Source organism: Pedococcus aerophilus, from assembly GCF_039532215.1.
Classification (GTDB): Bacteria; Actinomycetota; Actinomycetes; order Actinomycetales; family Dermatophilaceae; genus Pedococcus; species Pedococcus aerophilus.
Map to the genome: position 1 here is coordinate 1,199,818 of NZ_BAAARN010000001.1, position 25,134 is coordinate 1,224,951.

Genomic DNA, 25,134 nt, shown 5'->3' on the forward strand with positions numbered 1-25,134 from the left:
CACCTGTCTCCCCAGCCGTCCTATGGGAGTGATCATGACCCTCGTCCGCCGTGTGGCCCGCCCGATGCTCGCCGCGATCTTCGTGGTGCAGGGGCTCGAGCAGCTGCGGCACCCTGCCGCGCTCAAGGCCAAGGTGGCCCCGTTCGCCGAGCAGGTCGCCCCGTTGGGGCTGCCGAACGACCCCGAGCTGCTGGTCCGCGCCAACGGCGCGACGATGGTGGGCGGCGGGGCCCTCCTCGCCACCGGTCACCTCCCCCGCGTGGCCGCCCTCGCCCTCGTGGGGTCCCTCGTGCCGACCACCTACGTCGGGCACCGCTTCTGGGAGGAGTCGGACCCGGCCACGCGCACCACCCAGCGGATCGGCTTCCTCAAGAACCTGGGCCTGATCGGTGGCCTGCTGCTGGCCTCCGTCGACACCGAGGGCAAGCCGGGCCTGGCCTACCGCGCGGGTCTGGCGGGCAGCTCCGCCAAGCGGGCTGCGAAGCAGACCCGTCGCGAGGCGAAGCACGCGGCCCACGCCGCCCGTCGCGAGGCCAAGCTCGCCGCGTCGCAGGCCCACGATGCCCTCACCTGATCCCGTCCGACCCCCCGCCCGCGCGGTCGAGGGCAGCTGGACCGTCCCCACCGCCGACGGTCCCGTCGACGCCGACGTGGTCCTGCCCGGCAGCAAGTCGCTGACCAACCGCTTCCTCGTCCTGGCGGCCCTGGCCAACGGGCCGTCGCTGCTGCGGCGTCCCCTGCGGTCCCGCGACACGCTGCTCATGGCCCAGGCCCTGCGCCAGCTCGGCGCAGGCATCGAGGACACGACGTCGCACTCCGGGCAGCTCCCCGACTGGGTCGTCACCCCGGCGACCCTGCGCGGCGACGTGCAGGTCGACTGCGGCCTCGCCGGCACCGTCATGCGGTTCCTCCCCCCGGTCGCGGCACTGGCCGCCGGCCCGGTGACGTTCGACGGTGACGCCCAGGCCAGGGTTCGCCCCATGGGTCCGGTCCTGGAGGCCATGCGGGCGCTCGGCGCGGACCTCGACGACGGCGGCCGCGGCACCCTGCCGTTCACCGTGCGTGGTCGCGGCAGCATGCCTGGTGGAGCGGTGACCCTCGACGCCTCGGCGTCCTCCCAGTTCATCTCGGCGCTGCTGCTCGCCGGCCCGCGCTACGACGACGGTGTCACCATTCACCACGAGGGCGAGCCCGTCCCCTCCGAACCCCACATCGAGATGACGATCGAGACGCTGCGCGACGCCGGCGCCCTCATCGACGACAGCGTGCCGAACACCTGGCGCGTGGAGCCCTCGGAGATCAACGCGCTCGACGTGCAGGTCGAGCCCGACCTCTCCAACGCCGCACCCTTCCTCGCGGCCGGCCTCGTCACCGGCGGGCGGGTCACCGTGCCGAGCTGGCCCCACCACACGACCCAGGCCGGCGACGCGATCCGCGACATCCTCGACGCCATGGGCGCCGACGTGAACCTCAGCCGGGAGGGCCTGACCGTCTCGGGCACCGGGGAGGTCTCCGGCATCGACGTCGACCTGCACGACGCCTCGGAGCTCACGCCGGTCGTCGCAGCCGTCGCCGCGCTCGCCGACTCCCCCACCGTGATCCGGGGGGTGGCCCACATCCGCGGCCACGAGACCGATCGACTGGCCGCCCTCGCTCGCGAGCTCGGGACGCTCGGCACCGTGGTCACCGAGACCGAGGACGGCCTGCGTATCGAGCCGAAACCGTTGCGCCCCAGCCTCTTCCACACCTACGCCGACCACCGGATGGTCATGGCGGGCGCGGTGCTCGGGCTGCGCTGCGAAGGCCTGGTCATCGAGGACGCCGGCACCGTGGCGAAGACGCTGCCCGAGTTCACCCAGCTCTGGCACCACCTCGTGGCACCGGGCACCCTCGGCGCACCGAGCACCAGCGCAGCGAGCGCATGAGCCGCAAGGCCTCCGACTACGACGAGAGCGACGTCCGGGTCCGCCCGAGTCGTCGAGGATCGCGCCCGCGGTCCAAGGACCGGCCCGCCCACGAGGACGCCGTCCCGGGGTTCGTCATCGCCGTCGACCGCGGGCGCTACACGGTGCTCATCCCCCGCGGCAAGGGCCGCAAGGCCGAGCCAGAACGCCTGGTGACGGCCATGAAGGCACGCGAGCTCGGCCGCAAGGGCATCGTCGTGGGTGACGACGTCGGCCTGGTCGGCGACACGACCGGCAACCCCGACGGCCTGGCCCGCATCGTGCGGCTGACCCCGCGACGTTCGGTGCTGCGGCGCAGCGCCGACGACACCGACCCCGTCGAGCGCGTCCTCGTCTCGAACGCCGACCAGCTCGTCATCGTGTCGGCCCTGGCCAACCCCGAGCCCCGGCCTCGGCTCATCGACCGGTGCCTCGTCGCGGCGTACGACGCCGGCCTCGAGCCGCTCCTCGTCCTGACCAAGGCAGACCTCAAGGACCCCGCGGAGTTCCTCGGCAGCTACGCACCGCTCAACGTCCCCAACGTCGTGACCTCGACGGGCGAGTCCGGGTTCGACGGCCTCGAGGGTCTCACCGAACGCCTCGTCGGCCGCGTCAGCGTCTTCGTCGGCCACTCCGGCGTCGGCAAGTCGACCCTCGTCAACGGCCTGGTGCCCGACGCGCGCCGGGCGGTGGGGATCGTCAACGACCACACCGGAAGAGGTCGGCACACCTCGTCCTCCGCGGTCGCCCTGCGCCTGCCCGACGGCGACGGCTGGGTCATCGACACCCCGGGCGTCCGCTCCTTCGGGCTCGCCCACGTCGACCTCGGGCGGATCATCCAGCACTTCCCCGAGCTCGAGGCCGGCACCGGTCTGTGCCCCCGCGGGTGCACCCACGACGAGGAGGAGTGTGCCCTCGACGCCTGGGTCGCCTCCGGTCAGGCCGGGCCGGCCGGAGCCTCCAGGCTGGAGTCCCTGAGGCGGTTGCTGCGCGCCCGCTCGGGTGAGGGTGACTGAGCCACCCCCACCCGAGGCCCCCACACCAGGTGGCCCGCCATCGCGAGAAGTGTTGCCAGGACAGGCATTCCGAGCAGGAGCGCCAGCTGTGCCCGTAGCGGCATGACCGTCAGGGTGGTGTCGTCGAGCCGCCCGGTCCACCACAGGAGCACGGCTGGACCGACGACCGCGACGACCGCACCCGCTCGAGCCAGCACCTGTCGCCGTCGCAGCAGCAGTCCTCCTACGACGAACGCCGGAAGCAGCGGTGCGCCCTGGCCGGCGAAGAGCAGCATCCCAGGGACGACCGCCAGGCGGCACCAACGCCGCCACCCGGAGGCGTGCCGCGCCACGGAGCCGACGCCGACACCGGCACCGAAGACAGCGGCGAGGACGACGATCGCGAGCGTCCCGGACCAGCTGAACTCCGGCGGTCGACACGAGCCGCATCCACCCGCGCGCGAGCACACCCCACCCGGCACCGAGGGCCGCGCCCAGGACGACGGCACGCGCCATACCGAGGGGCATCACCACTCCACGGGCAGGCAGGCGAGGCGGTCCCCTGCCTTGCCGTCAGGCGCCGTGGGGAGCTCGTGGACCACGACGGACCGCTGGCCCGGCGTCGGGACGAACGGCACGTGCGTCACGGACTGGCCGTTGCCACCGCCGTTGACGGTGAAGTCCAGCCAGACCTCGGTCTGGTCGCTCACCGAGGTCGGCGGCGTGCCCGTGTGGTTGTAGTGACCCCCGGCCGCCGCTCCCGCACCGGCGATGCACGGGCCGTTGTGCAGGTGCGCACCGAACGTGCGCCCGGCCTGGCCGGGGTCGACACCGTGGACGACGAGGACGGCCGAGGAGGCGTCACCTCCTCCCACGAGCGTCAGCGACGCGCGGGCCTCGGCGAAGGGTGCGCCCTTGGCGTCGAGGAGCAGTCGCAGGTCGCCCCGGAATGAGCTCGCGACGCCTGCCACGGCCGGGGTCAGCGTGGCGCCGGCAGCCAGCACGGCCGTGCAGGCCACCGCGATCCCGGCCCTGCGCAGAAGGGGTGAGGTGCCGGTGCGGTCCATGGTGCTCTCCTTGGGTGAGGACGTACGACGCTGACACCCCACAGACGCGCCCCGGCACCGTCCCGGGTGACACCTCGAACCTCCTGAGGTCCTCGGACCTCGTTGTCACCCAACGGGTCCGCCCACTCGTCTGTCGAGGTGATGGAGTCCATGGGCGTGCTGGCGAGGAGCACCGCCGGCGTGGTGGGCACGGCCCCCGCGCTGGAGGCCGATGCGCTCGTCGTCACGCTCTTCACGGCAGAGTCCGCCCGCCTCGTCTCGCTGGCCCGGTTCTTCGTCGACGACCGCACCGCGGCCGAGGACCTCGTCCAGGAGGCGTTCATCCGGCTCGCCCGCAGCAGCCACCGCATCCGTGACCCGGAACGCGCCGCGGCCTACCTGCGCTCGATCGTCATCAACCTGGCCCGGGACCACAACCGGCGAGGGCTGGTCTCGTTGCGCCACCGACCGCCAGCGGTCCCGGACGAGCCGTCGGCCGAGGAGATGGCCACCGCGCTCGAAGGGCGGCGCGAGGTCGTCGAGGCGATCCGCGCACTGCCCCGGCGCCAGCGCGACTGCGTCGTCCTGCGCTACTACCTCGAGCTGGGCATCGACCAGGTCGCCGAGACCCTCGACCTGTCACCCAACTCGGTCAAGACCCACCTGCGTCGCGGTCTACGGACCCTGGGCGCACGACTGGAGGAGCAGCGATGAGCGCCCTCGAGGACCGGCTCCACGAGGCCCTGGCAGCAGAGGGCCGCCGCCGGGTGCCGTCGGAAGACCTGTTCACCAGGGTCGTCGACAGCATCGACCACGACCGATCCCGCCGACGTCGCCAGCGGGTCCTCACCGCCAGCGGCGCCACCGCGGTGGTGGCGGCGACCGTCGCCGTGGCGCTGTTCACCCCGAGAGGAAAGGACGGACTCGACATGCCCTGGTGGATCCTGGAGGTGGCGACGACGGTCGTCCTGCTCGGTGTCGCGCTGTGGCTCGGACCGTTCATCAAGCGGTTCGGACGTGCCTACGCGGCAGACGTCTTCCACGACAACCCGTTGACCGGCAAGAGCTACATCGTCCTCACCGACATCGTCTACTACCTGATCTTCGCCGCCTACATCTTGTTCTCGGTGCACTTCGCCCCGCAGGAGGAGTGGAACAACACCATCTCCGAACGCGTCACCGCCGAGCAGCTGACGTTCGAGGTGGGCCGGCTCGGCGGCATCCTGCTCATCATCGGGATCCTGCACGGGCTCAACATCCTCCTCATGCCCGTCCTCGGACGGCTGTTCTCCCTGAACCGGCGCCTCCCCCGGGACTGACCCCCAGGACTGACCCCCAGGACACGACGACCGCGCCGCCCCCCGAGGTCGGGGGGCGGCGCGGTCGGTGCTCGTGCGAGGTCGCTCAGACGGCGTTGTCGGCACCCTCGGTGAGGTCGATCGTCTCGATGATCTCCCGGGGCTGGGCGAAGTGGCAGGCCGACAGGTGCTCGCCGGCGCCGTCGGGGCGCAGCTCGAGCAGGGGCACGTCGGTCTTGCACTTGTCCTGCGCCTTCCAGCACCGCGTGTGGAACCGGCACCCCGACGGCGGGTTCGCCGGTGAGGGGACGTCGCCCTTGAGGACGATCTGCTCCTTCTTGTCACGCAGGGTCGGGTCCGGCACGGGGACGGCCGACAGCAGCGCCTGGGTGTAGGGGTGGGTGGGGCGACCGTAGATGTCGTCCTCCTCCCCCAGCTCTGCCATCTTGCCGAGGTACATCACGCCGACGCGGTCGGAGATGTGACGCACCACGGACAGGTCGTGGGCGATGAAGATGTAGGACAGGCCCAGCTCGTCCTGCAGCTTCTCCATCAGGTTGACGACCTGCGCCTGCACCGACACGTCGAGCGCGGAGACCGGCTCGTCGCAGATCAGGACCTTCGGGTTGAGCGCGATGCCGCGGGCGATGCCGATGCGCTGGCGCTGACCGCCGGAGAACTGGTGCGGGTAGCGGTTGATGTGCTCGGGGTTGAGCCCCACGAGGTCGAGCAGGTCCTGGACGGCCTTGCGACGACCCTTCTTCGGCACCACGTCGGGGTGGATGTCGAAGGGCTCCCCCACGATGTCGCCGACCGTCTTGCGAGGGTTGAGCGAGGTGTAGGGGTCCTGGAACACGATCTGGATGTCGCGGCGGAGCCGACGCATGGCGCGGCCCTTCTGCGCATACATGTCGACGCCGTCGAACACGACCGAGCCGGCGGTCGGCTCCTCCAGGCGCATCAGGAGACGGCCCAGGGTGGACTTGCCACACCCGGACTCACCGACGATGCCCAGCGTCTCGCCCTTGAGGAGCTCGAAGCTGACGCCGTCGACGGCCTTGACGTGGCCCACCGTGCGGCGCAGCACGCCACCGCGGATGGGGTAGTGCTTGACCAGGTCGGTCGCGGTCAGAATGGCTTCAGCCATTGAGGACCTCCTCGGCGAAGTGGCAGGCGGACTCACGGCCGGGAGCGATCTCCCGCAGCGCGGGACGGTCCTCACGGCAGACGTCCTGGGCGAACTTGCAGCGCGGGTTGAACGCACAGCCCTGCGGGATGCGCATGAGGTTCGGAGGCAGGCCACCGATGGCTGCGAGCTGCTGGCCCTTCTGGTCGAGGCGAGGGATCGACTCGAGCAGACCCTTGGTGTACGGGTGACCCGGCTGGCGGTACAGGTCGTAGACGTCCGCGCGCTCGACGATGCGACCGGCGTACATGACGGCGATCTTGTCCGCCACGTCGGCCACGACGCCGAGGTCGTGGGTGATGAGGATGAGCCCCATCTGGCGCTCCTCCTGCAGCTCCTGGAGCAGGGCCATGATCTGTGCCTGCACCGTGACGTCCAGGGCCGTGGTCGGCTCGTCGGCGATGAGGACCGCCGGGTCGAGCGCGATGGCCATCGCGATCATGATGCGCTGGCGCATACCACCGGAGAACTGGTGCGGGTAGGCCTTCACCCGCTCCTTGGCCGCCGGGATCTGCACCCGCTGCATCAGCTTGACCGCACGCTCCAGGGCGTCGGAACGGTTGATGCCGCGGTGGACGCGGAACATCTCGGCGATCTGCCAGCCCACCGGGAACACCGGGTTGAGCGAGGACAGCGCGTCCTGGAAGACCATGGAGATCTCCGGGCCGCGGGTCTTGCGCCGCTGCTCCTCGGGCATGGTCAGCAGGTCCTGGCCGCAGTAGCGGATCTGCCCCTTGGGGATCACCGCCGGCGGGACGTCGAGGATGCCCATGATCGCCTGGGCGGTCACGGACTTGCCGGACCCCGACTCGCCGAGGATCGCCAGGGTCTGGCCCTCGTAGAGGTCGAAGTTGACGCCGTTGATGGCCTTGGCGATGCCGTCGGGGGTGTGGAACTCGACGTGGAGGTCTTCCACCTCGAGCAGCAGACCGTCCTTGGCGTGGTACTGGGACGCGGACGGGGTCTTGCCGCGCTGCGTACCGGTCGTGTCAGTTGTCGTCATGAAGGTGTCTTTCCCGCTCAGCGCGACTTCGGGTCGAAGGCGTCACGCACGGCGTCGCCGAGCATGATGAAGGCCAGCACCGCAAGGGACAGGAACAGGCTGGGGAACAGCAGGATGTGCGGGTAGGTCCGCAGCGCGACGAGCGCGTCGGAGATCGCCACACCCCAGGAGACCGCCGGCGGCGTCAGACCGATGCCGAGGAAGCTCAGCGTCGCCTCGACGGTGATGAAGACACCGAGGTTGATCGTGGCGACGACGATGACCGGCGCCAGGGCGTTGGGCATGACGTGGGCACGGATGATCCGCCACGGACTCGCCCCGAGGGCGCGAGCCGCCTGGACGTAGTCGTTGGGCTTGACCTGCATGACGCTGGAGCGCATCAGGCGGGCGATGCCCGGCCAGCCGAAGATGGACAGCACGAGCACGACCTTGCCGACGACCACGAGGTACGGGGAGTTCTCGTCGTTGGGGAAGGTGGACATGAACAGGATGCCGCCGAGGAGCAGCGGGATCGCGAAGAAGATGTCCGTGACGCGCGAGACGAAGCTGTCGAGGAAGCCGCCGTAGTAGCCGGCGAGCACACCCATGACCAGTCCGATGACCACCGTGGCGATCGTCGTGAAGACACCGACGAGGATCGAGGCGCGGGCGCCGTAGATCGTCCGGGCGTAGATGTCGTAGCCCTGGATGTCGCGACCGAACCACGCGTCGCCACCGGGCTTCTCGCGGGCCTGCTTGAGGATCGCCTCGTTGGGGTCGACGTTGGTGAACAGCTGCGGCAGGGCTGCCATCAGCACGAACACGGTGATGAGCCCGACGGACACCCAGAAGATCGGGTTCCGCTTGAGCTGCCGCCAGGCGTCGGACGCCAGCGAGCGGCCCTCGTCCGCCGAGCCTCCGGCGGGCTGGCCCGCCTCGGAGGAGACGGCGATGGTCGATGCCTCAGTCATGGCTGATCCTCGGGTCGAGCACGCCGTACAGGAGGTCGACGAGCAGGTTAACGATGAGGAAGACGAGCACCAGGATGGTCACGGTGCCCACGACGCTCACCGGGTCGCGGTTGCGGATGCCGGTGAAGAGGAACCCACCGACGCCCTGGATGTTGAAGATGCGCTCGGTCACGATGGCGCCACCGAGCAGGCCACCGAAGTCGGCGCCGATGAAGGTGACGACCGGGATGAGCGAGTTGCGCAGGGCGTGGATGCCAAGGATGCGCGGACGCCCCAGGCCCTTGGCCACCGCCGTGCGCAGGTAGTCCGCGCGCAGGTTCTCGACCAGGTTCGTGCGGGTGAGGCGGGCGGCATACGCGATGGACGCACTGCCCAGCACGAACGCGGGGAGGATCAGCTTGTAGTAGGTGACGTCGGACCCGACGGTCGCCGGGAAGATCGGCCACTTGAGGCCGAAGTAGTACTGCAGCGTCACACCGATCACGAAGACCGGGATGGAGATGACGAACAGCGTGCTCACCAGGACGAGGTTGTCGATGAACTTGCCCTTGCGGATGCCCGCGAGGACACCGGCGAGGATGCCGATGACGGTCTCGAAGAGGATCGCCATGCCGGCCAGCTTGGCCGTCGTCGGGTAGCGCAGCTCGAGCTCGTCGAGGACCTTCAGGTCACGGAAGTTCGTGCCGAGGTCGCCCTGGGCGAGGTTGCCGAGGTAGGTGAAGTACCGGATGAAGAACGGGTCGTTGAGCCCGTGCTTCTCACGGAAGTCGGCCACGAAGGCGGCGGGGCAGGGCCGCTCACCGCACAGGCCGATGGTCGGGTCGCCGGGCAGGGCGTAGACCATGAAGAAAATGATGAACGTGGCACCAAGCAGCACCGGGATCATCTGGATCAGTCGCCGAAGGATGTACTTGTACACGTCACCTCCTTTGGTTTGACGCACGCAGGATGGGGTGTTCCCGCAGGCGTGGCTGGACGAGCCGGGACGCTACCTCAGGTAGGCGCCGATGCCCATCACAACATAGTCGTACAGGGGTGGGGCGGGGCAGCAGGCGGGTCTCGCCACGACTGTCCCCGGACAGGCCATCGGCCTGCCGGCACTGGGCCGGCAGGCCGACGACGCTGTCTGGATCCGCTCACCCGGTGGGGCGGGCGGTCCGGGTCGACTTACTTCAGCGCGAGGCTGGAGAAGTCGATGGTGCCGAACGCGGTGATCTTCACGCCGGTGACCTTGTCGGACCAGCCGAAGGTCGCGGTGGAGTACCACATCGGGATGGCCGGCATGTCGTTGGCGAGCAGTGCCTCGGCCTCCTGGTACTTGGCGTTGGCCTGAGCAGCATCCGTGGCCGCAGCACCCTCGACGAGGAGCTTGTCGAACTCGGGGTTGCTGTACTTGCCATCGTTCGAGGACGCGCCGGTCTTGAAGATCGGGGCGAGGAAGTTCTCGATCGACGGGTAGTCCATCTGCCAGCCGGTGCGGAACATGCCCTTCTGCTTGCCCGCCGCGATGTTGCCGCGGAAGGTGGAGAAGTCGACGACCGGGGTCGCGACGCAGTCGGTACCGAGGGCACCCTTGATGGAGTTGCAGGTCGCCTCGACCCACGCCTTGTGAGAAGCGTCGGCGTTGTAGGCGATCGTCATCTTGCCGCCCTTGAAGCCGCCGGCCTCGTCCAGCTTGGCCTTGGCCTTGGCAGCGTCGAAGGTGCAGTACTCGCCACAGGCGTTGGCCTTGTAGCCGTCGACGACCGGGGAGACCCAGCCGGTGGCGGGCTGACGGGTGTTGTTGAAGATCTGCTTGATGATCGTCGGGCGGTCGATGGCCATGGAGATGGCCTGGCGCACCTTCGGGTCGGCGTAGTTCGGGTCGACCTTGACCGGCGCGAACGTGATGGTCTGGATGACACCAACAGCCTTCTGGGCGTTGCGGTCAGGCAGGTCCGTCTTGTACTTGTCGTCGATCATCGCCGAGGACGGGACCTCGTCGGTGACGTCGAGGTTGTTGGCCTGGACGTCGGTGTAGGCAGCGTCAGCGTCCTGGTAGATCTTGAACGTGATGTTGTCGAGCTTGCCACCGAACTTGCCGGAGTAGTCAGCGAACTTGCTGAGCTTGATCTCGGTGTTCTTGGTCCAGGAGTCGAGCTTGAACGGGCCAGCGCCGACCGGCTTCTCGCCGTAGGCCTTGGGGTCCGCGAAGAAGGAGTCCGGCAGCGGCGAGAACGCCGAGTAGCCGAGACGGACCGGCATGTTGGAGACCTTCTCCGTGGTCTTGATCGTGAAGGTGTAGTCGTCCTTCACGGCGAGACCGGAGAGCTTGTCGGCCTTGGGGGTGAAGCCCTTGCAGGGGTCTTCCTCGTCCGTGCCAGCACACTGCATGTCACCGAAGCCCTCGATGGGCTCCATGAAGTACCCGGAGGACTGGGCGTTCGGGCCGAAGGCGGCGTAGTTCCAGGCATCGACGAAGTTCTTCGCCTTGACCTCGGTGCCGTCGTGGAACTTGTAGCCCTTGACGAGGGTGACGGTGAAGTTCTGGTTGTCCGTGGACTCGATCTTCTCCGCGATGTCGTTCTCGGGAGCAGCGCTCTCGGGGTTGTAGTGGACGAGCTTGGCCGTGATGGCGTCGAGCACGTTTCCACCACAGGTCTCCGTGGTGTTGCTGGGGATCAGCGGGTTCTGGGGGTTGCACCCACGGACCGTGACAGCGCCGCCGGTCTGGCCTCCGGCGCTGGAGCTGGTGTCCGTGGAGTCGGAACCGCCACCACAGGCTGCAGCGAGCAGCGCAACGGTGGAGATGCCGGCAACCATGGTCACCGTGCGAGTAAGTCCTCGCATTGATGTCCTCCTACTTAGGGTCTGCCGTTCGTGTGAACGGTCGGTCCGGGCTGCCCACCGGTCGGAGTGCAGCCCTGTAACGCCCAGGGCGTCGTGTTGTGGGACCCATGAAAGAGCAAGGAGGGAGTAAAGGCGACGCTCCGGGCCAACCCGAGACAAAAACGTGATCGTCCCGATGCCCGCCCGGAAGCAGATCTTCGGCGGGAGTGGCTTTTGGACCTATTGGGACGTGTTGCTCACGATCTCGCCCCACACGGCCTCGGCTCCCGAGTGGCCGACCCTGACGGTCCACACGACGACCACCGCTGCCGCTGCCGTGACCAGCACGGACAGCCCGGTACGCAGCCCTGCCGAGCGACCGCCCGCACCGTCACCGCGGGTGCGGTGCACCTGGACGAGCACCGCGGTCAGGAGCAGGGCGCCGGCGATGAGCGGCAGCGGGTCGGCCAGCTCACCGTGCTCGAGGGCGGCCCGGCCCCCGAGCCGACGCTGCAACGCCTCCCCCGACTCCTTCGCCACGAACGTCATCGCGGTGACCACGAGGTCGGCGGCCACGACGAGCCATCCGGTGGCCGGTCGCGCAGGGCGGCGCCAGGCCCAGACGAGAGTGACCACGGCCATCAGCGGCAGGAGCACCACGACTCCGTGGACGACGAGCGCGTGGACGGGAAGTCCGAAGATGGTGTCGAACACGGCGGCTCCTGCGGTTCGGTCGGGCCCCGGGTGGGTGGTGAAGTCGGGACCTCGGGCGCTCCGACGCTAGTGGTGCGGCGGGCTCCGCGGCACCCCGTGCGGCTGGGAGATTGCTGTGAGTGCTCCCGTGGCGGTCACTCGCCGGAGCAGGACCACGGGCTAGCGTGGGCGGGTGCCCTACGACGACGACCTGCGCCTCGCCCATGTCCTGGCGGACGCCGTCGAACGCATCACCATGGCGCGCTTCCGCGCCGAGGACCTGGTCGTGGAGTCCAAGCCGGACATGACGCTGGTCAGCGACGCGGACCGCTCGGCGGAGGAGCTGGTCCGCTCGCAGCTCAAGCGCACCCGCCCTCGTGACGCCGTGGAGGGCGAGGAGTTCGAGACGACCGGGCACGGTCCCCGACGCTGGGTCATCGACCCCATCGACGGCACGCACAACTTCGTCCGCGGCGTGCCCGCGTGGGCCACGCTCATCTCCCTCGTCGACGAGGGGCAGCCCGTCCTGGGTCTGGTCGCGGCGCCCGCCCTGGGCCGGCGCTGGTGGGCCGCAACGGGATCCGGCGCCTGGTCAGGTCGCAGCCTCACGGCCGCGAAGCGGATCCACGTCTCGCGGGTGCCTCGCATCGAGGACGCCTCGCTGTCCTACTCGAGCCTCTCGGGCTGGCGTGCCCTCGACCGCCGCCAGCAGTTCCTCGACCTCACCGACGAGTGCTGGCGCACCCGTGCCTACGGCGACTTCTGGTCGTACATGCTCGTCGCCGAGGGTGCGGTGGACATCGCCGCCGAGCCCGACCTCGCCGTCTACGACATGGCCGCGCTCGTGCCCATCGTCACCGAGGCGGGCGGCCGGTTCACCTCGCTCGCCGGGGAGGACGGCCCCTGGGGCGGCAACGCGCTCGCGACCAACGGACTGCTGCACGACGAGGTCCTCGGCCGCCTCGGCACCGACGCCCGCGCCTAGGCGACGGACGTCGGTGCGTCCCCGTCAGTTGGGGACGACGCTGACCTCGCCCACGCCCAGCGCGCGGATCGCGTCGGCATACGTCGAGGCGTCGCCGACCACGACGACCGTCCACTCCCCCTGCACCCAGCGGCGGTAGGCGTCCGTCAGCTCCTGGGGCTCCAGGCCGCGCATCTGCTCGAGGTTGCGGGTGGTGAACTCGGTGGTGAGTCCTTCGAGCGCCATCGACGACGCCTCGTCGGCGACGGCGTCCGCGGTGGCGTAGCGACCGGGGGCGGTCTTGCTCACGAAGTCCACACCGGCGCGCACCTCCTCTTCGCCGAAGCCGTCCCGCCCGCTGCCGAGGATCTCCAGCAGCAGCTGGACGGACTCGACCGTCGCGTCGGCACGGACCGAGCCCGAGGTGAGGAAGAGGCCGCCGGAGCTGCGCGGCCGGAAGACCGAGCGGATGCCGTAGGTGTAGCCCTTCTCCTCGCGCAGCACCGCGTCCACCCGCGCGTTGGGTGAGCCGCCGACGATGAACCCGAGGACGGGGTATGGCGCCCAGCCGCCCTCGGCGCGCCGGTCCGGACCGGCGCACCCCACGAGCACCTCGCTCTGGACCGAGCCGGGGCGGTCGACCAGGACGATGCGCGCGGCGTCCGGCGCCCGGCGTGCGGGGACGGCGGCGGGGACCTCGACCTCGGCGCGCCAACCGCCGAGCGTGCGCTCGACCATCGCGACGACGTCGAGGTCGGACAGGTCACCGGCCACCACGACGGTCATGCCCTGCGGGCCGATGTGGCGGGCGTGGAAGTCGACCACGTCCTGACGGGTCAGCGCCGAGATCGACGCAGCGGTGCCTGCCGACGGGCGGGACGCGCGGTCCTGCGGGTCGTAGAACGTGGCGACGAACTCGCGCGCGGCCCGCTGGGGTGCGAGCGCACGCTCCTGCTCGATCTCCGCGAGCCGGGTGCGACGGATGCGGTCCACCTCGGACTGCGGGAAGACCGGCTCGGACACCGCCAGGGTGAGCAGCTCGAGGGCTTCCTCGAGGCGTCGCTTCGGCACGTCGAGGTCGACGCCGACGCCGGCTTCGTTGACCGAGGCCCCGAGCGCGATCCCCTTGCGCTCCAACAGCTCTGCGAACTCCTCCGGGCTGTGCTCGGCCGTCCCCTCGTCGAGCAGTCGTGCCATCACGGTGGCCACGCCCTCGACCTCGCGCGGCTCGGCGGACAGCGGCAGCGGGATGGCCGTGCGGACCGAGACGACGTACTGGCCGGGGATGTCGTAGGTCAGCACCTCGATGCCGTTGGGCAGGGTGCTGCGGGTGGGCACGGGGAAGCTCCACGGCCCGGGCGGGGTCACCTCGGGACGCGGCGCCCCGACGGGGGCGTCCTGCGCGGTGGCGGTGTCGACCGCCGTGGTGTCACGGGTGCTCATGCTGCGTCCTCCTGCGCCGCGACGAGGTGGCGCACGACGGCTCTGCTGCGGGGGTCGAGCCAGGCCTGCGCCGCGGCGCGCACCTGCTCGGGGGTCACCTGGGCCAGCCGGTCCAGGAAGGTGTTGATGAACTGCGCGTCGCCGTGCAGCAGCGCGTGCTGGCTGATGAGGTCGGCGCGCTCCTCCTGCCCGGAGAGCGCGGAGAGCCAGCTGCGCTCGGACTGCGCCATGGCCGACTCGGCCTCGATGGCGGTGGGGCCCTCCTTCGCGAAGCGTTCGAGCTCCTCGACGACCGCGGCCTCGATGGCCTCCGGGTCCTGGCCCTCGGCGACGTCGACGACGAAGAAGCCCAGGCTGACACCGTCGACGAAGCCCATGGCGTGCGCCTGCACGGCGTTGGCGACCTGCTCGCGGCGGACCAGCCGCTGCACCAGGCGCGAGGTCGACAGCCCACCCAGGGCGTCGATCGCCAGCGCCGCGGCGAAGAACTCCTCGGTGTTGTCGGCCGGGAGACGGAACGCGATGTGCAGGCGGTCGTTGGGCACCGGTCCCGGGCGGTCGACGCGGACCGGCTCGGAGATCGGCTCGAGCTGCGGCAGGTTGGCCCGCGGCGCCTCGGCGCTCGGCGGCAGGTGCCCGAAGTAGCGCTCGGCGGCGGCGAACCCCTCCTCGGCAGTGAGGTCGCCGACGAGGGTGAGCACGGTGTTGTTCGGGCCGTAGTAGCGCCGGAAGAACTCGTGGACGTCCTCGACGCTCGCCGCGTCGAGGTCCTCCATCGATCCGATGGTGGGGTGGTGGTACGGGTGCCCCTCGGGGAACGCCGCGGCATACACCTCGATCAGGGCCTTGCCGTAGGGCACGTTGTCGTAGCGCTGGCGCTTCTCCTCCTTGACCACGTCACGCTGGTTGTCGAGGTTCTCCTGGTTGACCGCGTCAAGCAGGAAGCCGTGGCGGTCGGCCTCCATCCACAGGGCCAGCTCGTAGGCGCCCTTGGGGACGGTCTCGAAGTAGTTGGTGCGGTCGAACCACGTCGTGGCGTTGAGCCGCCCACCCTCGGCCATGAGCCGGGTGAAGTGCTCACCGCTGGCGATGTTGCGCGAGCCCTGGAACATCAGGTGCTCGAAGAGGTGCGCGAACCCGGTGCGTCCGGCGACCTCGTGGCGGGAGCCGACGTTGACCCAGAGGTTGACGGTGACGTTCGGGACGCTGGTGTCGGGAGAGACCACGACGCGCAGCCCGTTGGGCAGCGTGCGCTCGTGGATGGGGTAGTCCAGGGGCATGGCTGCACCCTAGGCGAACCATCCCGCCCCCGCCCGGAGCATCCGGCTGGGCCGGGTGCGTCAGAAGGTGCGGCTGCCCTGCTCGCGCGCCTGCGCCACCGACTGTGCCGGGGGCTTGCGGTCGGCCGGCACCCGTGGCAGCGACGGTGCGTAGCCGTCACCGAGCTGTTCGATCGCCGTGCGGGCGAAGACCTGCTGCTCGGTCACGGTGCGCTCCGAGCGACCACGGCCGACGAAGCTGACCGCCCAGTGCAGCAGCGTGGTGAGGCGGTGCTTGAACCCGATGATGTAGACGAGGTGGACTGCCAGCCACAGCAGCCAGGCGACGAACCCGCTGAAGTGCAGCTTGCCGATCGAGGCGACGGCGCTGAACCGCGAGATGGTCGCCATCGACCCCTTGTCCTTGTAGACGAAGGGTCCGGCCGGCTCCTTGCCCGCGAGCCGACGCTTGATCTGGTCGGCGGCGTAGCGCGAGCCCTGGATCGCGACCTGGGCGACGCCCGGGTAGCCCTTGAGGGCAGCCATGTCACCGACGACGAAGACCTCGGGGTGACCCGGGAGGGTGAGGTCGTCGTTGACCTCGACGCGACCGGCCCGGTCGACCGAGGCACCCGACTGCTCGGCCAGCTGGGCGCCGAGCTCGGAGGCCTGGACACCGGCGGCCCACACCTTGGTGACCGACTCGATGCGACGGACCGAGCCGTCGGAGTCCTTGACGTCGATGCCGGTGGCATCCACCCCGGTGACCATGGCGCCGAGCTGGACCTCGACCCCGAGGCTGCGCAGCTTCTCGGCCGCCTTGGCGCCGAGGTGGTCGCCGAACGCCCCGAGGACGGTCGGCGCCGCATCGAGCAGGATGATCCGCGCGCGGGTGGTGTCGATGGCCCGGAAGTCGCGGCGCAGCGTGCGGCGGGACAGCTCGGCGATCTGGCCGGCCATCTCCACGCCGGTGGGGCCGGCGCCGACGACGACGAACGTCATCAGCCGCTCGATCTCCTTCGGCGTGCTGGCCAGCTCGGCCCACTCGAAGGCCCCGAAGATGCGGCCGCGCAGCTCGAGGGCGTCGTCGATGGACTTCATGCCTGGCGCGTACTTCGCGAAGTGGTCGTTGCCGAAGTAGGACTGGCCCGCCCCCGCTGCGACGAGCAGCGAGTCGTACTCCGTGACCGTCTCGCGGTCGAGGACGCGGGAGGTGACGGTCCTGGCGGCCAGGTCGATCTTCGTGACGTTGCCCAGCAGCACGCGGGCGTTGTCCTGGCTGGCCAGCACCTCGCGGGTGGCCGGGGCGATCTCGCCCTCGGAGAGGATCCCGGTCGCCACCTGGTAGAGCAGAGGCTGGAACAGGTGGTGCGTGGTCTTGGCGATCAGCGTGATGTCGACATCGGAGCGCTTGAGCGCCTGGGTGCCGAACAACCCACCGAAGCCTGAGCCGACCACGACGACGCGGTGGCGGGGCTGGGTGTGGACCTCGTGCGACATACCGACACTCTCCTGTGAAAGACGAAGGACGGCTACCCCGTGTGGGGTGCCGTCCTCGATGACGCCTGCTCCTGCGTCAACAAGGGTAGCGGCGTCGGTATGCCCCGCGCGCACCCCGGTGCGTGCGCTGCGACGCGCGTCACGTCACGGATCTCATCCCGTGGATGCGGTGGACGCCGCTCCCGAGGGCTCGGACGGTGCGGGCGTGGTCGACTCGGGCTCGGGGACCGTCGGCTCGGGCTCCGGCGGGGTGGTGGTCGTCGGCTCGGGTGCGGTGGGCTGCGGCGCAGGAGTGGTGCCGGTCGGGGCGGGGGTCGTGGTCGAGGGGGTGGAGCCGCTCGACGTCGGTGGGGTCGTCGGGGTGCCGGTCGGGGTCGTCGTGCCGGGCCGGGTCGTCGAGGACGTCGTCGGTCGAGTCGGGCCCTTCGTGCCCTTGGCCTTGTCCTTTGCCTTCGCCTTCGCCTTCGCCTTTGCCTTGACGCTGTCCTTGGCCTTGTCCGGCGTGGCGGCGGCCATGCTGCTGGCCCGCCCCCCGGAGCCGACGCGGAAGGCCACGTCGTCCAGGGCGGCCAGCCCGTGGCGCGAGAAGAAGGAGACCCACTGGGTCACGGCGGCGACGTACTCCCCCGACCAGTTGTAGGTGCGGATCGCGCCGCGCAGGTCCCCGGCGCGGGAGAGGTCGCGACCGTCACGGCAGAGGTAGTCCGCGGTGGCCAGGGCTGCGTCGAAGACGTTCTGGGGGTCACGGCGACCGTCGCCGTCGCCGTCGCGACCGGCCCAGCGCCAGGTCCCCGGGATGAACTGCAGCGGTCCGACGGCCCGGTCGAAGTCGCTCGCACCGTCGTAGGCGCCGCCGTCGCTGTCGCGGACCACGGCGAACGGACCGCCGTCGAGCAGGGGTCCGTAGATGGCCGGCGTCACGCGGTGGTCACCGTCGACCTGGCGCCCGCCGATCGACCCGGACTCCACCTGGCCGATCGCGGCGAGGTGGGCAGGCCGGAGGTGACAGCTCTTCGAGGCCTTCGCCGCGGCCTTGACGTAGGCGTCGGCGAGCACGGCCTGGGGAGTCCCCGCCGCCGGCAGCGAGCCGGTCCTGGCCTTGGTCGGGGGCTTCGGCGGCTTCCGTGGCACGACAGGGCGCTTGGCGGCGGCCGTGGCTGCCGCGCTCGCCACGACAACGCGGATGCTGCCGTCGGCGTCGTCGAAGGACCACGCGTCGGGGACGTCGGCCGGCGGGGCGAGCGAGGCCGGGGCGGCCGAGGCGGTCGACACCGGGGCAGGGAGCCTCTCCGAGGCGGGGACCGCTGTCGTCAGCTCGCGGGCCGGGACCGTCTGGGCGACGACGGCTGCGACGAGGGCGAACAGCACCCCCAGCTTCACGACGTGCCTGCGCACCGACCCGACCCCTGTTCGACGATGCCACGGCCGGTGCCGCAGCGGACCCGTCCACCCTGCCCGTCAACCTGGACCGTCACCGCCCGGGCGCGGACGAACGGCACGAACGGACGAGGAGCAGAGCGGACATGCGTCACACCCGTCACGCGGGCCCCACCCGGTCTCATGGGGTGGACGCCGGGCGGGGTGCTCAGAAGAGGCGGGTCGCCCGGACCTCCTCCGACTCCTCGAGCGCCAGCAGGAACCGCTTGCGGTCCAGCCCACCGGCGTAGCCGACGAGGCTGCCGTCGGCCCCGATGACCCGGTGGCACGGGACGATGACGGCGATCGGGTTGCGGCCGTTCGCCGCCCCCACGGCCTGGCTGAAGCCCACGTCACCGAGAGCCCGCGCAAGGTCGCCGTAGCTGCGGGTCTGGCCGTACGGGATCTCGCGCAGCAGCGCCCAGACGCGTTGCTCGAAGGCGTTGCCCACCGGGGCCAGCGCGAGGTCGAAGGTGGTGCGGTCCCGGGCGAAGTACTCCCCCAGCTGCTCGCGGACGTCGGCGACCACGCGGTCGTCGCGCTCGCCCCACGAGGCCGGCTCCGGGGTGTGCTTCGCGCCGTCCATGTGCACCGCGGCCAGTGCTCCGTCGTGGGCGACGAGGGTGAGGTCGCCGATCGGTGACGGCACGACGGTGTGGGTCCGGGTGGTCACGGCGGTGGGGCGAGTGCGGCGCTGACGCGGGCGGCATACTCCTGCGCCTCCTCGTCCGAGGTGTACTTGGTCCGCGGCCAGAAGAAGCCGCGCAGTCCGTCCCCCTTCGTGCGTGGCACGACGTGGACGTGCAGGTGCGGGACCGACTGGGAGACGACGTTGTTCATCGCGACGAACGAGCCCTGCGCCCCGAGGCCCGCCACGACCGCGCCGGCCGTGCGCTGCGCTGCGCCCATGAGGACGGGGAGCAGCTCGGCGGGCAGGTCGGGCAGCGTGTCGACGTGGATCCGCGGGACGAGCAGCACGTGGCCCTTGAACACCGGGCGGGTGTCGAGGAACCCGAGGACGAACGGCTCGTCGACCACGACGGTGGCCGGCACCGTGCCGTCGACGATCTGGCAGAAGATGCAGTCCACGCGAGCGACCCTAGCCCCAGCGTCGGACAGCCCGTGGGGGTCGGCCCGCGCCGCGGGGGTTCAGGCCTTCTTCGGCGGGCGGGGCAGGAAGTAGCTCGTGCGCTCGCGGTACTCGGCGTAGCCGGGCCGCTCCCCCATGTGCTTCTCCAGGAGCTTGGCCCCCGTCGCGAAGACGAGGAAGTACGTCATGACGACCGGCGACAGGACGGTCAGGACGCCGGGCCAGGCGCTCGCGGCCACGACGTAGATCCCCCACCAGACGCAGGAGTCGCCGAAGTAGTTGGGGTGGCGGGTCCACGACCACAGGCCGCGGTCCATGACCTTGCCCTTGTTGGACGAGTCGGCCTTGAACGCCTTCAGCTGGGCGTCGCCGACCGCCTCGAACGTGAGGCCGACCGCCCACAGCAGCAGCCCGAGCACGGCCACCCACGCGATCCCGGGTCCCGAGGCCGCACTCACCTGGATCGGCAGCGAGACGAACCACACGGCCAAGCCCTGGACGAGGTAGACCTTGCGGATGGCCACCGCCGTGGGGTTGCCGGACTCCTTGGACAGCATCTCCTCGTAGCGCGGGTCCTCACCCTTGCCGGCGTTGCGCCGCGTCACGTGCCAGGCGAGGCGCAGGCCCCAGGCCGCGACGACGACCACCAGTGCGATGCGACGCCACCCCGCGCCGTCGCCGACGAGTGCGGCCACGACGGCCACGACGACGAACCCGAGCCCCCACGTCGTGTCCACCACGGCCACCCGACCCTGCCGGGCGCCGACGACCGCGGTCGCCGCCATGAGGACGACGACCGCGAGGAGCGAGAGACCGGTGACGGCCAGGAAGTTCGAGCTGTCGAAGGTCATGACCAGATCGTAGGCCGCTGGGGCGGCAGGCCCGACGTGCCACGGTCCGGACGGACCGAGAGGATCTGGTCGACGCCCATGCGGCCGTCACGGAACGCCATCGAGCCACCCACGAGGTAGAGCCTCCAGACGCGGGCGACCTCCTCGCCGACGAGGGCGACGGCGCGGTCCCAGTTGGCCTCGAACGTGTCGTGCCACGCGTCGATCGTGCGGACGTAGTGCTCGCGCAGGGCGTGCACGTCACGCACCTCCAGGCCCGACTCCTCGATGAGGTCGACCGTCTGGCCGATCGGGCGCATCGTCATGTCCGGGGCGATGAACGACTCGATGAACGGCCCACCGCCGGGGTGGCGTCCCCGACGCGACATCTGCTGGATGAGGACGCGTCCGCCGGGTCGCACGCGGTCGTGCAGGACGGACGTGTAGGTGCGGTAGTTGCGCTCGCCCACGTGCTCGCCCATCTCGAGCGACACGACGGCGTCGAAGTCGCTGTCCGGCACGTCGCGGTAGTCCTGGAGCCGGATCTCGACCCGGTCCTGGAGCCCGCGCTCGGCGATCCGGGCGTCGATGAACTTCTTCTGCTCGGCGGCGATCGTCACACCGGTGACCTGCGCACCGAAGTGCTCCGCGGCGTACAGGCTCATCGAACCCCAGCCACAGCCGATGTCGAGCAGGCGCATCCCGGGCTCCAGCCCGAGCTTGCGGCAGACGAGGTCGAGCTTGTCGCGCTGGGCGTCCTCGACCGTGTAGTCGGGGTCGTCGGACGTCCAGTAGCCGCACGAGTACGCCATGTGCGGGTCGAGGATGAGCTCGTAGAAGTCGTTCGACAGGTCGTAGTGGTGGTGGATCGCCTGCTTGTCCCGACCGAGGCTGTGCAGGCGCCCCTTGATGACGGCTTGGCTCGCCGGCGGCGGGAGCGGAACTCCTAGTGCCCCAGCACTCTTCGCGACCTTGACGACCGCGGCGATGGTCGAGGGGGTCGGACGTATGCCGCCCAGCCCGCGCTCGTGCGCGACGTCCCACACGTGGGTGAGGGCCGTGTCGAGGTCACCCTCGACGTCGAGCTCACCGGTGACGTAGGCCTGGGACGCACCCAGCTCGCCGGGGTGGCGCAGCAGGCGCCGCAGGGCACGCGGGGAGCGCAGGACGACGTGGGGCGCGTCCTGCGGCCCGGCCGCGCTGCCGTCCCACGCCGTGAGGCGGACCGGGAGCTCGCCACCGACGAAGGGGGCCAGCGCCTCGGCGATCTCGGTCGCGACGCCGGTGGTGGCCGACGTGGTGGTGCTGGTGCTGGTGGTCTGTGTCGCGGTCATCGGCCGCCTTCCCTCTGGAGAACGAGCTGCTGGACGTCGAGGTACCCGGAGCGGAAGCCCGCCCGCGAGTACTCGAGGTAGAAGTGCCACATCCGGTCGAAGACCTCGTCGAATCCGAGCTGGTGGACCCGGTCGAGCGCACCGAGGAACCGCTCGTCCCACAGCCGCAGGGTCTCCCCGTAGTGCTGGCCGAAGGACAGCCGCTCGGTGACGCGGAGCGAGGTCTGCTCGCGGTTGACGTCCACGATGGCCTGCGTCGAGGGAAGGAAGCCGCCGGGGAAGATGTACTTGTGGATCCACGTGTAGGTGTAGCGCGTGGCGAGCATCCGGTCGTGCGGCATGGTGATGGCCTGGATGGCCACCTTGCCGCCCGGCGCGAGGACGCTGTCGATGGTGCGGAAGTACTCGCCCCAGTACTCGTGGCCGACGGCCTCGATCATCTCCACCGAGACGACCGCGTCGAACTGGCCCTCGACGAGGCGGTAGTCGAGCAGCTCGACGTCGACCGCGTCGGCGAACCCGGCGGCGGCGATCCGCTCGCGGGCCAGGGCCTGCTGCTCCGAGGACAGCGTCACGGACAGGACGGTCGCGCCGCGGCGGGCCGCGCGGATCGCGAGCTCACCCCAGCCGGTGCCGATCTCCAGCACCCTGCTCCCCTCACCCACGCCGGCCGAGTCGAGCATGCGCTCGACCTTGCGACCCTGCGCCTCGGCGAGGTCGTCCCAGGCCGGGACCGAGGCAGGACGGCTGACCGTGACGGTCTCCCCCGCGACCGGGCCACCCTTCTGCTCGCTGCCGGCGAACAGCGCCGACGAGTAGCTGAGGGTGCTGTCGAGGAAGGTGGCGAACATGTCGTTGGACAGGTCGTAGTGCCGCGCGATGTTGCTGCGGGTGTTGGCCGTCGAGTTCTTCTCGGTGTGCGGCATGCGCGCGACGTACACGGCGCGCAGCTTCTGCAACGGCTCGGGGACGAGCGTGGCCATCTGCGCGGCGAACACCTCGAGCAGGCCACCGAGGTCCTCGGCGTTCCAGTCGCCGGCCATGTAGGACTCACCGAAACCGATGAGGCCGTTGGCCCCCACGGCCTCGAAGAAGGCGTCGGGGCGCTCGAGCACCATGAGCGGAGCGTTCGGGTCGGTGGCGGCGCCGCCGACGATGGACTCGCGGCCGATCTGCACGCGCACCGGCAGGCGCTTGACGGCCGACATGAAGATCCGTCGGGCGAGCGCGCCCTCCACGACGCGACGCGCCTTGGCGCGGCGCGCGGTCAGGCCGGGCCAGCGGGCCGGGTCGATGGCGGGGCTCATGGCGAGCCCTGCGGTGGCGGTGGTCACTGGACTGCCTCCTGGTGGTGGGAAGGACGGGGTTGGACCGGCAGGCGACGCAGCCACAGCCAGATGCCGTGGAGGCGGATCCGTGCCGAGACGGACAGTGGTTCGAGGGGTTGCGTCAGGGCGAGGCGCACGACGGTGCGGGTGGTGACCGGCAGCGCGTGCCCGGTCATGCCGGCGACGAAGGCCGGGCGACCCGGGCGTCGCAGGACGACCTGCACCATGACCTTCTCGTCGGGCTCGGGGACGGTGAGGCTGTAGGAGCCCGACACGTCGTTGAACGGGCTGACGTACAAGGCTTTGTCGACCTCGGCGCGGCCGAACTCGTCGGCGTGGACGAGGTAGGCGTGCCGGTCGCCGTAGGTGTTGTGGACCTCGACCACGGTGCACACGAGGGCACCGTCCGGGTCGTGGCACCAGTGCACGCTGATGGGGTTGAAGACCGTGCCCAGGACCCGCGGCACCGCGAGCATGAGGATCTTTCCTCCGCGCAGGTCGATGCCCTGCGTCGCCAGGAAGGTGTCGAGGTTCTCGCGCAGCGTGCGGTCCGGGTCGCCGAGGTGGTCGCGCGCCTCGAAGCTCGCCAGCCGCTGGAGCCGGCCGAGCCGCGGCAGGTCGTCGAGGTCGACGAGCCAGCTGTGGCTGCGGGTGCGGAAGCGGTGCGCGACCGGCTCCTTGCGGGCGTGGTGGACCGACGTCGCGTAGATGCGCGTCGCGGGCGAGGCCCTCATCGGGCGACGGCTTCCCTGGGCCTGGTGTCCACCACCGGCTCGTCCCAGTCGACACCGAGGGCCGCAGCGGCCCTGGCCCCGGACAGCGCGCCATCCTCGTGGAACCCCCACCCGTGGTACGCACCGGCGAAGGCGATCCGCGAGGTGTTGATCTCGGGCAGGCGTCGCTGCGCCGCAACAGATTCGGGCGTGTAGAGGGGGTGCTCGTAGCTCATCGTGTCGATGACCTTCGACTGGTCGACGCAGTCCACGCCGTTGAGTGTGACGAGGAAGCGCACGTCCGGCACGTCGAGGCGCTGCAGCCGGGTGAGGTCGTAGGTGACCAGGACACCGGTGCCGCCGTCGCTCTCGGGCCGGCGCCAGTAGTTCCACGAAGCCCGGGCGCCGCTCGTGTGCGGCAGCACCGACTCGTCGGTGTGCAGCTGGGCGACGTTGCTGGAGTAGTGGATCGCGCCCAGCACGTCGGCCTGGAGCTCGGTGGGCTCGCTGAGCAGGGCGAGCGCCTGGTGCGGGTGGGCGGCGATGACCACGGAGTCGTAGGTCTGGCTGTCACCGTGGGCGTCGACCACGACGACGCCGTCTGGCGTCTCGGTGACCGAGCTGACGGGCGTGGCCAGCCGGACCTCGTCGATGCCTGCTGCCAGCGCCTCGACGTAGCGCTTCGAACCCCCGGTCACGGTCCGCCAGGTGGGCGAGCCGAAGACCGTGAGCATCCCGTGGTGGTCCAGGAACTCGAAGAGGTAGCGCGCGGGGTACTGCAGCGACACGTCCGGGTCGCACGACCAGACCGCGGCGACGACGGGCTCGAGGAAGTGGCGGGTGAAGTACGGGCTGAAGCCCACCCGGGCGGCGAACGCACCGAGCGTCTCGTCGCGGTGGGCGTCGGACGCCTCGCGTGACAGGACGTCGCGGGCCTCGCGGTGGAACTTCTTCACCTCGGTGAGCATCCGCAGGTAGGACGGGTTGGTGAGGTTCGCGGCGCGCGGGAACAGGCCCTTGGCCTTCTTGGCGCCGGCGTACTCGAGGCCGGACTCGTCGTCGCGGACGGACATGCTCATGTCGGAGTCCTGCGTGGCCACCCCGAGCTCACCGAAGAGGCGCAGCAGCGTGGGGTAGGTGCGGTCGTTGTGCACGATGAAACCGGTGTCGACACCGATGGTGCGGTCGCCGACCTGCACCTCGTGCGTGTCGGCGTGGCCGCCCAGGCGGGCGTCGGCTTCGTACAGGGTCACCGGGCCGCGCGTGCCGAGCACGTGGGCGGCCGTGAGGCCTGCGACTCCGCTGCCGATGACGGCGCGGCGTGGTGCTGACATG

General features: G+C 70.6%; 24 protein-coding genes. 6 read left to right on the plus strand and 18 right to left on the minus strand.

The window, feature by feature from the left end:
* Nucleotides 1-34: 34 nt before the first annotated feature.
* Genes ABD286_RS05620 through rsgA form a run of 3 tightly spaced genes read left to right on the plus strand, consistent with a single transcriptional unit; the run spans nt 35 to nt 2,959 of the window.
* Nucleotides 35-574, plus strand: coding sequence for a DoxX family protein (locus ABD286_RS05620; protein WP_344191119.1), 540 nt, complete (start codon nt 35-37; stop codon nt 572-574).
* A complete protein-coding gene (gene aroA / locus ABD286_RS05625) occupies nt 561-1,925 on the plus strand; it encodes a 3-phosphoshikimate 1-carboxyvinyltransferase (RefSeq protein WP_344191121.1) in 1,365 nt (454 codons plus the stop codon). The genes ABD286_RS05620 and aroA overlap by 14 nt, the downstream gene beginning before the upstream one ends.
* Entirely contained in the window at nt 1,922-2,959 is a 1,038-nt protein-coding gene (gene rsgA / locus ABD286_RS05630) for a ribosome small subunit-dependent GTPase A (RefSeq protein WP_344191123.1), read from the plus strand. Before aroA ends, rsgA begins: the two co-directional genes overlap by 4 nt.
* Before the next feature lie 506 nt (nt 2,960-3,465).
* Here rsgA and ABD286_RS05635 read toward each other — a convergent pair.
* Nucleotides 3,466-4,005, minus strand: a complete 540-nt coding sequence (locus tag ABD286_RS05635; protein ID WP_344191125.1) for a hypothetical protein — start codon at nt 4,003-4,005, stop codon at nt 3,466-3,468.
* Between the two features lie 141 nt (nt 4,006-4,146).
* Here ABD286_RS05635 and ABD286_RS05640 point away from each other — a divergent pair, with 141 nt between their 5' ends.
* Both ABD286_RS05640 and ABD286_RS05645 read left to right on the plus strand, forming a co-directional pair.
* Entirely contained in the window at nt 4,147-4,698 is a 552-nt protein-coding gene (locus ABD286_RS05640) for an RNA polymerase sigma factor (protein WP_344193276.1), read from the plus strand.
* Complete coding sequence (locus tag ABD286_RS05645) at nt 4,695-5,303, plus strand: hypothetical protein (protein WP_344191126.1); 609 nt, start codon at nt 4,695-4,697, stop codon at nt 5,301-5,303. Before ABD286_RS05640 ends, ABD286_RS05645 begins: the two co-directional genes overlap by 4 nt.
* Nucleotides 5,304-5,388: 85 nt before the next feature.
* Here ABD286_RS05645 and ABD286_RS05650 read toward each other — a convergent pair whose 3' ends face one another.
* The 6 genes from ABD286_RS05650 to ABD286_RS05675 all read right to left on the minus strand — a co-directional run bounded on the left by ABD286_RS05650 (nt 5,389) and on the right by ABD286_RS05675 (nt 11,943).
* Nucleotides 5,389-6,429, minus strand: coding sequence for an ABC transporter ATP-binding protein (locus tag ABD286_RS05650; protein WP_344191127.1), 1,041 nt, complete (start codon nt 6,427-6,429; stop codon nt 5,389-5,391).
* Nucleotides 6,422-7,471 carry an ABC transporter ATP-binding protein gene (locus ABD286_RS05655; protein WP_344191128.1) on the minus strand — a complete coding sequence of 350 codons (1,050 nt, stop codon included), beginning with the start codon at nt 7,469-7,471 and terminating at the stop codon, nt 6,422-6,424. Before ABD286_RS05655 ends, ABD286_RS05650 begins: the two co-directional genes overlap by 8 nt.
* 17 nt (nt 7,472-7,488) lie before the next feature.
* Nucleotides 7,489-8,421 carry an ABC transporter permease gene (locus ABD286_RS05660; protein ID WP_344191129.1) on the minus strand — a complete coding sequence of 311 codons (933 nt, stop codon included), beginning with the start codon at nt 8,419-8,421 and terminating at the stop codon, nt 7,489-7,491.
* Entirely contained in the window at nt 8,414-9,340 is a 927-nt protein-coding gene (locus ABD286_RS05665) for an ABC transporter permease (protein WP_344191130.1), read from the minus strand. Before ABD286_RS05665 ends, ABD286_RS05660 begins: the two co-directional genes overlap by 8 nt.
* 248 nt (nt 9,341-9,588) lie before the next feature.
* Nucleotides 9,589-11,250 (minus strand): peptide ABC transporter substrate-binding protein, encoded by a 1,662-nt coding sequence (locus ABD286_RS05670; protein ID WP_344191131.1) that lies wholly within the window; start codon nt 11,248-11,250, stop codon nt 9,589-9,591.
* A gap of 219 nt (nt 11,251-11,469) precedes the next feature.
* Nucleotides 11,470-11,943: a DUF2231 domain-containing protein gene (locus ABD286_RS05675; RefSeq protein WP_344191132.1), complete on the minus strand. Its 474-nt coding sequence runs from the start codon at nt 11,941-11,943 to the stop codon at nt 11,470-11,472.
* 172 nt (nt 11,944-12,115) lie between these two features.
* Here ABD286_RS05675 and hisN point away from each other — a divergent pair, with 172 nt between their 5' ends.
* Nucleotides 12,116-12,907, plus strand: coding sequence for a histidinol-phosphatase (hisN, locus tag ABD286_RS05680; protein ID WP_344191133.1), 792 nt, complete (start codon nt 12,116-12,118; stop codon nt 12,905-12,907).
* Between the two features lie 24 nt (nt 12,908-12,931).
* On the opposite strand, the gene ABD286_RS05685 is transcribed toward hisN, so the two are convergent.
* The 11 genes from ABD286_RS05685 to ABD286_RS05735 all read right to left on the minus strand — a co-directional run bounded on the left by ABD286_RS05685 (nt 12,932) and on the right by ABD286_RS05735 (nt 25,133).
* Nucleotides 12,932-14,329 (minus strand): M16 family metallopeptidase, encoded by a 1,398-nt coding sequence (locus ABD286_RS05685; protein ID WP_344191134.1) that lies wholly within the window; start codon nt 14,327-14,329, stop codon nt 12,932-12,934.
* Complete coding sequence (locus tag ABD286_RS05690) at nt 14,326-15,609, minus strand: M16 family metallopeptidase (protein ID WP_344191136.1); 1,284 nt, start codon at nt 15,607-15,609, stop codon at nt 14,326-14,328. Before ABD286_RS05690 ends, ABD286_RS05685 begins: the two co-directional genes overlap by 4 nt.
* A gap of 60 nt (nt 15,610-15,669) precedes the next feature.
* A complete protein-coding gene (locus tag ABD286_RS05695) occupies nt 15,670-17,088 on the minus strand; it encodes an NAD(P)/FAD-dependent oxidoreductase (RefSeq protein ID WP_344191138.1) in 1,419 nt (472 codons plus the stop codon).
* Nucleotides 17,089-17,241: 153 nt separating this feature from the next.
* Nucleotides 17,242-18,483 carry a lytic murein transglycosylase gene (locus tag ABD286_RS05700; RefSeq protein WP_344191140.1) on the minus strand — a complete coding sequence of 414 codons (1,242 nt, stop codon included), beginning with the start codon at nt 18,481-18,483 and terminating at the stop codon, nt 17,242-17,244.
* A 190-nt stretch (nt 18,484-18,673) separates the two neighbouring features.
* The gene (locus ABD286_RS05705) at nt 18,674-19,177 is read right to left on the minus strand and encodes a methylated-DNA--[protein]-cysteine S-methyltransferase (RefSeq protein ID WP_344191142.1); all 504 of its coding nucleotides are present in this window, start codon (nt 19,175-19,177) and stop codon (nt 18,674-18,676) included.
* Nucleotides 19,174-19,593, minus strand: a complete 420-nt coding sequence (locus ABD286_RS05710) for an HIT family protein (protein ID WP_344191144.1) — start codon at nt 19,591-19,593, stop codon at nt 19,174-19,176. The genes ABD286_RS05705 and ABD286_RS05710 overlap by 4 nt, the downstream gene beginning before the upstream one ends.
* A gap of 60 nt (nt 19,594-19,653) precedes the next feature.
* The gene (locus ABD286_RS05715; RefSeq protein WP_344191146.1) at nt 19,654-20,445 is read right to left on the minus strand and encodes a DUF1295 domain-containing protein; all 792 of its coding nucleotides are present in this window, start codon (nt 20,443-20,445) and stop codon (nt 19,654-19,656) included.
* Nucleotides 20,442-21,758, minus strand: a complete 1,317-nt coding sequence (locus tag ABD286_RS05720; protein ID WP_344191148.1) for a class I SAM-dependent methyltransferase — start codon at nt 21,756-21,758, stop codon at nt 20,442-20,444. Before ABD286_RS05720 ends, ABD286_RS05715 begins: the two co-directional genes overlap by 4 nt.
* On the minus strand, nt 21,755-23,092 hold the full coding sequence (locus tag ABD286_RS05725) for a class I SAM-dependent methyltransferase (protein WP_344191150.1): 1,338 nt from the start codon (nt 23,090-23,092) through the stop codon (nt 21,755-21,757). The genes ABD286_RS05720 and ABD286_RS05725 overlap by 4 nt, the downstream gene beginning before the upstream one ends.
* Nucleotides 23,089-23,820 (minus strand): DUF1365 domain-containing protein, encoded by a 732-nt coding sequence (locus tag ABD286_RS05730; protein WP_344191152.1) that lies wholly within the window; start codon nt 23,818-23,820, stop codon nt 23,089-23,091. The genes ABD286_RS05725 and ABD286_RS05730 overlap by 4 nt, the downstream gene beginning before the upstream one ends.
* Entirely contained in the window at nt 23,817-25,133 is a 1,317-nt protein-coding gene (locus tag ABD286_RS05735; RefSeq protein WP_344191154.1) for an NAD(P)/FAD-dependent oxidoreductase, read from the minus strand. The genes ABD286_RS05730 and ABD286_RS05735 overlap by 4 nt, the downstream gene beginning before the upstream one ends.
* Nucleotide 25,134 lies beyond the last annotated feature (1 nt).

Coding starts and splice junctions, on each gene's coding strand:
- ABD286_RS05640 (WP_344193276.1), top strand. CDS start 4,147: ATGGAGTCCATGGGCGTGCTGGCGAGGAGCACCGCCGGCGTGGTGGGC.
- rsgA (WP_344191123.1), top strand. CDS start 1,922: ATGAGCCGCAAGGCCTCCGACTACGACGAGAGCGACGTCCGGGTCCGC.
- ABD286_RS05660 (WP_344191129.1), bottom strand. CDS start 8,421: ATGACTGAGGCATCGACCATCGCCGTCTCCTCCGAGGCGGGCCAGCCC.
- ABD286_RS05715 (WP_344191146.1), bottom strand. CDS start 20,445: ATGACCTTCGACAGCTCGAACTTCCTGGCCGTCACCGGTCTCTCGCTC.
- ABD286_RS05720 (WP_344191148.1), bottom strand. CDS start 21,758: ATGACCGCGACACAGACCACCAGCACCAGCACCACCACGTCGGCCACC.
- ABD286_RS05695 (WP_344191138.1), bottom strand. CDS start 17,088: ATGTCGCACGAGGTCCACACCCAGCCCCGCCACCGCGTCGTCGTGGTC.
- ABD286_RS05635 (WP_344191125.1), bottom strand. CDS start 4,005: ATGGACCGCACCGGCACCTCACCCCTTCTGCGCAGGGCCGGGATCGCG.
- ABD286_RS05730 (WP_344191152.1), bottom strand. CDS start 23,820: ATGAGGGCCTCGCCCGCGACGCGCATCTACGCGACGTCGGTCCACCAC.
- ABD286_RS05735 (WP_344191154.1), bottom strand. CDS start 25,133: ATGTCAGCACCACGCCGCGCCGTCATCGGCAGCGGAGTCGCAGGCCTC.
- ABD286_RS05650 (WP_344191127.1), bottom strand. CDS start 6,429: ATGGCTGAAGCCATTCTGACCGCGACCGACCTGGTCAAGCACTACCCC.
- ABD286_RS05670 (WP_344191131.1), bottom strand. CDS start 11,250: ATGCGAGGACTTACTCGCACGGTGACCATGGTTGCCGGCATCTCCACC.
- aroA (WP_344191121.1), top strand. CDS start 561: ATGCCCTCACCTGATCCCGTCCGACCCCCCGCCCGCGCGGTCGAGGGC.
- ABD286_RS05655 (WP_344191128.1), bottom strand. CDS start 7,471: ATGACGACAACTGACACGACCGGTACGCAGCGCGGCAAGACCCCGTCC.
- ABD286_RS05685 (WP_344191134.1), bottom strand. CDS start 14,329: ATGAGCACCCGTGACACCACGGCGGTCGACACCGCCACCGCGCAGGAC.
- ABD286_RS05690 (WP_344191136.1), bottom strand. CDS start 15,609: ATGCCCCTGGACTACCCCATCCACGAGCGCACGCTGCCCAACGGGCTG.
- ABD286_RS05645 (WP_344191126.1), top strand. CDS start 4,695: ATGAGCGCCCTCGAGGACCGGCTCCACGAGGCCCTGGCAGCAGAGGGC.
- ABD286_RS05620 (WP_344191119.1), top strand. CDS start 35: ATGACCCTCGTCCGCCGTGTGGCCCGCCCGATGCTCGCCGCGATCTTC.